This is a genomic window from Georgenia sp. H159 (assembly GCF_035607575.1).
GTDB lineage: Bacteria > Actinomycetota > Actinomycetes > Actinomycetales > Actinomycetaceae > Oceanitalea.
In genome coordinates this window covers 112,021-118,038 of the sequence record NZ_JAYDZY010000002.1, presented here as the reverse complement: position 1 = coordinate 118,038, position 6,018 = coordinate 112,021, and the positions used below count along the sequence as shown (strand labels likewise).

The window sequence follows — 6,018 nt, the reverse complement described above, 5'->3', positions numbered from 1 at the left end:
GGCAGCACCGCCGCGCGCACCGCGGCCAGACGCCGCTCGGCCTGCTCCACCAGATCCAACGCATCATGGGCACCCTGCCCCGACAACCCATGCCACAACGTCCCACCCAGGGCGTCCAACGACGCCACCACCCCACCCAGCACGCCCACCGGGTCACACACCCCACCAGCCGTGTCCGGGGCCGGCCCCGAGAACACCCCACCAGCCCGCGAGCCACCCACACCAGCCCCGGCCACGTCGTCGGCAGGCTCGCCCCCCGCGGCACCAGCCCCGGCCACGTCACCGGCGGCCTCGATCGGGCCACCGAGCCGATGCACCCGAAAGCACCGCTCCAGCCCGGCCCGGCGCCGCTCCTCGACATGGCGCACACGCGCGGTCAGCACTCCCGGCTGCGTCTGTGCCGCCATCGCGCTCACCTCCCAGGGTGCCTCTACCCCACAGCATAGTCGAACACACGTTCGAGTACAAGGGGTCTGTGGGGAGAACTTGCGGGCGTCCTGCACCGCTCGGAGGGCACGGTCCGGTCCGAGCGCCAACGCCGGTCGGACCGGACCGTCGCCGCGAGCACGTTCCACCGCGGTCGAGCACGGCTGAGCCGCAGATCGGCCCCGCGCCTAGCGAAACCGGACACGGGTGCGGTCACCGAACAACCAGGCCACCTCACCCATGGCCGCAGCAGGAAACCGTCCGCAGCAGAGCAGGCAACTCGCACCACCACCCACCGCTATGCGCCCCCCGCCCGCAGGTCTACAGTTCAGGCCGTGCATCTCACGGGCCTCAGGCCTCCGACGCGGATTCGCCGCTGGCGCCCACGTTCCGCGCACCCGGCACAGGTCATCGTCGCGAGCTACGCCGTCGTCCTCGCCGCCGGTACGGCGCTGCTCATGCTTCCGGTCTCGGTGGCCGCCGACCCGCCCGCGACCCTGCTCCCCGCCGACATCGGACCGGCGGGAGGCGCGACCCTTGTCGACGCCGTGTTCACCGCGGGTTCCGCCCTGTTCGTCACCGGCCTCGTCGTGGTCGACACCGCGACGTACTGGAGCGACGTCGGGCACGTCGTCATCCTCGCGCTCATCGAGATCGGCGGCCTCGGCGTGATGACCCTCGCCTCGCTCATGGGCGTCGCCCTCGCCCGGCGCCTCGGGCTCCGCACGCGCCTGGCGACCACGGCCTCGGTCGGCACCCTGAGCAGCGACGACCTCCGCGGCGTCCTTGTCGGGGTCGCGACCGTCGCCCTCATCATCCAGGCCGGGACGGCCACGGTCCTCACCGCCCGTCTCCTCGTCGGCTACGACTACTCCCCCGGGCTCGCCCTCTGGCACGGGGTCTTCCACGCGGGCTCCGCCTTCAACAACGCCGGGTTCGCGCTGTACTCGGACAACCTCATGGGCTTCGTCACCGACCCGTGGATCTCACTCCCGGTCGGGCTGGCCGTCATCCTCGGCGGGCTGGGCTTCCCGGTCTTCCTCGAGCTGCGCCGCCATTACCGGTTGCCACGCGCGTGGGGACTGACAACGCGCCTCGTGCTCGTCGGCACCGCCGCGCTCCTGCTCGGCGGCTGGGTGACGATCACCGCGCTGGAGTGGGACAACGCCGAGACTCTAGGTCCGCTCAGCTGGCCCGGGAAGCTCCTCGCCGGGTTCTTCGCCTCCGCCGTCACGCGCACAGCGGGCTTCAACTCCCTCGACGTCTCCCAGATGAACACCCAGACGTGGTTCACGCAGGACGTGCTCATGTTCATCGGCGCGGGTCCCGCGGGCACCGCGGGAGGCCTGAAGGTGACGACCGTGGCCGTCCTCGTCGCCGTCGTCGTCGCGGAGGTCCGCGGCGAGGCCACCGTGAACCTCCTCGGCAAGCGGGTCGGCCGGTCGGTCCAGCGACAGGCCGTCACCGTGGCCGTACTCTCCGGAGCCCTGGTCATGGCCACGACCTGGACGTTGCTCGTCACCACCCGGTTCACCCTGGACCAGCTGCTCTTCGAGGTGATCTCGGCCTTCGCGACCGTCGGCCTGTCCACCGGGATCACGCACCTCCTGCCCGACGGCGGCCAGCTGCTGCTCGTCGTCGTCATGTTCGTCGGGCGCGTGGGTCCCGTCACCCTCGCGACCGCGCTCGCCCTACGCACCCGCACGCTCCTGTACGAGCTCCCCAAGGAGAGACCCCTCATTGGCTAACCGCACCCACTCCCGCCGCCGCGTCACCGCTCTTCGCCCAGGTGACTCCGTCGTCGTCATCGGTCTGGGCCGTTTCGGGCAGGCCGTCGCCCTCGAGCTCACCGACGCCGGCGCGGACGTCCTGGGGATCGACACCGACGAGGGCATCGTCCAGGACCTCAACGGGCGCCTCACCCAGGTCGTGCGCGCCGACGCCACCCGTGAGGACGTGCTCCGCCAGCTCGGCATCCCCGACTTCACGCACGCCGTCGTTGCCATCGGCTCGAGCATCGAGGCCTCGATCCTCACCAGCTCGTGGCTGTTGCGCCTGGGCGTGCCGCACATCTGGGCCAAGGCCGTCACGCCCGCCCACGGGCAGATTTTGGGCCAGCTCGGGGTCCACCACGTCGTGCACCCGGAGAACGACATGGGCCGCCGGGTCGCGCACCTGCTGCGCGGGTCGATCGCCGACTACCTGGACATCGGTGGCGGGTTCGCCATGGTCACCGCCAAGGCGCCCCCGTCGATGGTCGGCAAGCCGCTCGACAAGGTGGGATTCCGCAAGAAGTACAACCTCAACGTCGTCGCCGTGCGGCAGCCCGACGGCGGCTGGGACCACGCGACCGGCGAGACGGTGCTCACCTCCCAAGACACGGTCGTCGTCGTCGGGCCGTCCGCGGTGGCCGAGGGGTTCATCGACATGAGGTGACGGGACGCCGTCGCGCCTACTGGACCACCCGCGGAGTCAACGAGGAGACGACGCACCGCCACCCGCCGTCGTGGCGGGCGAAGACCTCGGTGACGTACTCGTCCTCCTCGAACGGCCGGCCGTCCCAGTGCCCGGAGTTGGTGCCGTGCGCGAGCACGACGACGAGCTCGCCCCGGTCCCACACCTCCAGGACCTCGAAGGTCATCGACTCGTGCGTGAGCCGGCCGGAACGGACGACATCGAGGAACCGCTCGCGTGGTGTCGGGCCGCCGGTGCCGATGAGCGTCCAGCCCTCCTCGGCGAAGGCGTCGATCCGCTCGGCGTCGTTCGCGACGATCGCCTCGGCCCAGGCGTCGAGCAGGGACTGCATCTGGCCGCGCAGGTTCTCGTCCATGGACAGATGGTCCGGCAAGGACCACGCCCGCGTCTTGGACGAATGGGCGCTCCCGCCGCCACTCTTCCTCCCGAGGTCCGGGCCACCGTCCGGCTACGGCACCACCTGGCCGGCCGACGGGACGTGCGCCAGCCCGTTGGACCGGCGGATCTGCGCCAGCACGTCCTCCTCGCGCTCGGGGCCTCCGGCGTGCACCTCTCGTGCCCAGGACGCGAGGTCGGGGTCCGGGTCGAGGTGGCGCAGCGAGAAGCTCGCCATGGCCAGGAGCACCGGGTACAGGTCCATCGCCGCCTCGGTGAGCTGGTACCGGACCCGCTGCCGGTGCCCCGGAACCGGTTCGCGCGTGAGCAGGCCGGCGTCCACCAGCCTGCGCAGCCGATCCGTGAGGATGTTCGTCGCGATGCCCTCGAGGGAGCCGGCGTGGAGCTCCCCGAAGCCGTGCCGGTCGGCGAACATGACGTCGCGCAGGACGAGCAGGCTCCAGCTGTCCCCCACGAGCTCCACCGCGAGGTTGATCGGACATCTCGATCTCGGCCGCTCCACGACTGCCTCCCGACGGACAAACCACTTGCGGATCACAACCAGTATGGCTAGCGTCCCGACCACTTGCAAACTACAAGTGATAGGAGATCGGCGATGCGATACCTCTTCCTGTACCGAGCGGGGGACGTGCCCCAGGACGAGCTCGGCGCAAACGTCGACGCGCTCTGGGCGTGGGTCGACGCCCTGGCGACCCGGCCCGAGCACGTCATGACCATGGCGGTCGACAACGGGCTACGGATCAGCGGCGAGGGTGCGACTCCGGCGGACGACGAGGTCTTCGGGGTCAGCGTGGTCGACGTCCCGGACCTCGACGCCGCGACCGCGTTGACCGCGGGCTGGCCGGAGCTTCCTCACGGCGGCACGATCGACGTCCGGCCGGAGGTCACGCGATGACGCCGGCATCCGCGGCGTCGTCCGAGCTGGCGGGTCGCCTCCTGCCGCAGGGTGACCTCGCCCTGCTCGCGACCGCGGAGGGGAGGGCGCTCCTCACCTCGCGGGTGCCCGCACGGCTCGCGTACGTCGCACGAGACGGCACTCCGCGCGTCGTCCCGACGCACTTCGTCTGGGACGGACGAGAGGTGGTCATGGGCACCTACGCCCGCGCACTACGGATCTCGGCCCTGCGGGCACGTCCGGACGTGGCGATCACGATCGACACGGAGGGCTTCCCGCCGACCATCCTGCAGATCCGCGGCCGGGCCACGGTCCGCGATGTCGACGGGATGGTGCCGGAGTACGCGGCGGCGATGCACCGGTACGTCGGGGAGGAGGTCGCCGCATGGCTCCTCGCCGAGGCCGATCAGCCCGGCCTGCGGATGGTCCGCATCGCGGTACGCCCCACGTGGGTGGGTCTGCTCGACTTCCACCGGCGCCTCCCAACTGCCATCGGTGGCATCCGACCCTGACCCACGAGCACGCCGCGGCCATCGGGTGCTTACGTCCGTCCGCGTCACCGGTCACCCGCCGGCGTTCTCTGCCCGCTGCCGGTCTCGATGAGCGTGCCGAGCACCGCGTCCGCCCGCAGCAGCGCGAGGCCGCGCCGGGCGATGTGCTCGATTCGTGCATCCAGTGCCTCGAGCGGTCGCTCGACGTCCCGGTGCTTCCGCAGCGCATCGATCGCCGCGCGGACCTCGGGGATGCGGTAGCCAGCCGCGCGCAGGGCGGCGGTGATGCGCGCCTCCCGGATCGCCGGGGCCCGGTAGAGCCGCGGGCTGCCGGACGCCGTGCGGATCCGCTCTGGCGCCACCAGGCCGGAGGTCTCCCAGAACCGCAGCGTCGACGCGCGTACCCGCAGCGCCTCGGCGAGCTCGCGGATCGTCATCGCGTCGTCGGCGACCGGCTCCTCCCCGCCCTCCTCGTCCCGGATCGCACGCAGGGCCCGCCGGGCGACAATCGCCTCGTCGCGCTCCCCGTTCAGACCCGTGTGCAACGAGAGGACCAGCGCCACACCCTCGGCTGCCGTGAGGTCCCGGACCTCGCTCATCACCCGGCGGGCCTCGACCGGCCCCACCGCCGTCGCAAGGTCCCGGTACGCGCGAAGCTCGCGGACGTGCTGCCGTGTGAAGCGGCGGTAACCAGAGCCGGACCGTTCGGCTGCCGTAATGACGCCGGCAGTCTCCAGGTCCCGCACCTGCTGCTCGGAGTACCCGGTCGAAGCTGCGACCTCGACGGTCCCCAGGCTGCCGATGTCCTCTCCGGGCACGACCAACCCCCCATAAGCACTTCAACCTCACACTTGAACCATGAGTATGAACGAGATCCTCGACGCCGTGCGGGAGTTCGCCGGTGTGCTCGAGCTCGCGCCCACGGCCGGCAGCAACGCCCCTTCCCTCGCGTGGGGTGATCACTTCTTCTACTACGCGCCCGACGGCGAGCTCCCATCCGGCCAGCCGTACGCCACCGTCGTCACGAAGAACTACCCCGACGACGACTCCTCCGACCTCGACGGTCCCGACCGCTGGCGGGTGAACGTCCACGTCGGCCGCGGGCGTCTCACCGCCCTGCTCGGGTACGGCCCCCGGGAGATCCCACCCGGTGTCGACTACGCGGAGGCGGACGTGCTCCTGCCGCACCCCGTGTATGCCTCCCTCGGCTGGCTCGCGGTCGTCACTCCCGGAAACGCCACCCTGCCGACCGTGCTCGACCTGCTGCGAGAGGCGCACGACGACGCCCGGCGCCGGGCGACCCGCCACCGTCCCGGCAGCTGAGGTGCGCCCGCC

At 71.5% G+C, this 6,018-nt stretch carries 8 protein-coding genes and 1 pseudogene; 5 read left to right on the top strand and 4 right to left on the bottom strand.

The window, feature by feature from the left end; genetic code table 11:
* Positions 1–407: pseudogene (locus tag VR894_RS04575) on the bottom strand (hypothetical protein); the annotation flags it as partial.
* Between the two features lie 354 nt (positions 408–761).
* On the opposite strand from VR894_RS04575, the gene VR894_RS04570 reads away from it, so the two are divergent.
* A complete protein-coding gene (locus tag VR894_RS04570) occupies positions 762–2,174 on the top strand; it encodes a TrkH family potassium uptake protein (RefSeq protein WP_324650165.1) in 1,413 nt (470 codons plus the stop codon).
* Positions 2,167–2,862, top strand: a complete 696-nt coding sequence (locus VR894_RS04565) for a TrkA family potassium uptake protein (RefSeq protein WP_324650164.1) — start codon at positions 2,167–2,169, stop codon at positions 2,860–2,862. The genes VR894_RS04570 and VR894_RS04565 overlap by 8 nt, the downstream gene beginning before the upstream one ends.
* 16 nt (positions 2,863–2,878) lie before the next feature.
* Here the strand turns inward: VR894_RS04565 and VR894_RS04560 are convergent, their stop codons facing one another.
* Together VR894_RS04560 and VR894_RS04555 are read right to left on the bottom strand one after the other, a co-directional pair.
* Positions 2,879–3,256 (bottom strand): nuclear transport factor 2 family protein, encoded by a 378-nt coding sequence (locus VR894_RS04560; protein WP_324650163.1) that lies wholly within the window; start codon positions 3,254–3,256, stop codon positions 2,879–2,881.
* A 93-nt stretch (positions 3,257–3,349) separates the two neighbouring features.
* Positions 3,350–3,799, bottom strand: coding sequence for a helix-turn-helix domain-containing protein (locus VR894_RS04555; RefSeq protein ID WP_324650162.1), 450 nt, complete (start codon positions 3,797–3,799; stop codon positions 3,350–3,352).
* 93 nt (positions 3,800–3,892) lie between these two features.
* Between VR894_RS04555 and VR894_RS04550 the strand changes: the two genes are divergently transcribed.
* Both VR894_RS04550 and VR894_RS04545 read left to right on the top strand, forming a co-directional pair.
* Complete coding sequence (locus VR894_RS04550; protein WP_324650161.1) at positions 3,893–4,192, top strand: YciI family protein; 300 nt, start codon at positions 3,893–3,895, stop codon at positions 4,190–4,192.
* On the top strand, positions 4,189–4,704 hold the full coding sequence (locus tag VR894_RS04545) for a pyridoxamine 5'-phosphate oxidase family protein (RefSeq protein ID WP_324650160.1): 516 nt from the start codon (positions 4,189–4,191) through the stop codon (positions 4,702–4,704). The genes VR894_RS04550 and VR894_RS04545 overlap by 4 nt, the downstream gene beginning before the upstream one ends.
* A gap of 44 nt (positions 4,705–4,748) precedes the next feature.
* Here VR894_RS04545 and VR894_RS04540 read toward each other — a convergent pair whose 3' ends face one another.
* Positions 4,749–5,501, bottom strand: coding sequence for a MerR family transcriptional regulator (locus VR894_RS04540; protein WP_324650159.1), 753 nt, complete (start codon positions 5,499–5,501; stop codon positions 4,749–4,751).
* A 40-nt stretch (positions 5,502–5,541) separates the two neighbouring features.
* On the opposite strand from VR894_RS04540, the gene VR894_RS04535 reads away from it, so the two are divergent.
* The gene (locus tag VR894_RS04535; RefSeq protein WP_324650158.1) at positions 5,542–6,006 is read left to right on the top strand and encodes a DUF6194 family protein; all 465 of its coding nucleotides are present in this window, start codon (positions 5,542–5,544) and stop codon (positions 6,004–6,006) included.
* Positions 6,007–6,018: the final 12 nt, after the last annotated feature.

Bases quoted from the DNA above. Each gene is read 5' to 3' on its own strand.
- VR894_RS04545 (WP_324650160.1), top strand. From the start codon at position 4,189: ATGACGCCGGCATCCGCGGCGTCGTCCGAGCTGGCGGGTCGCCTCCTG.
- VR894_RS04560 (WP_324650163.1), bottom strand. From the start codon at position 3,256: ATGGACGAGAACCTGCGCGGCCAGATGCAGTCCCTGCTCGACGCCTGG.
- VR894_RS04550 (WP_324650161.1), top strand. From the start codon at position 3,893: ATGCGATACCTCTTCCTGTACCGAGCGGGGGACGTGCCCCAGGACGAG.
- VR894_RS04535 (WP_324650158.1), top strand. From the start codon at position 5,542: ATGAGTATGAACGAGATCCTCGACGCCGTGCGGGAGTTCGCCGGTGTG.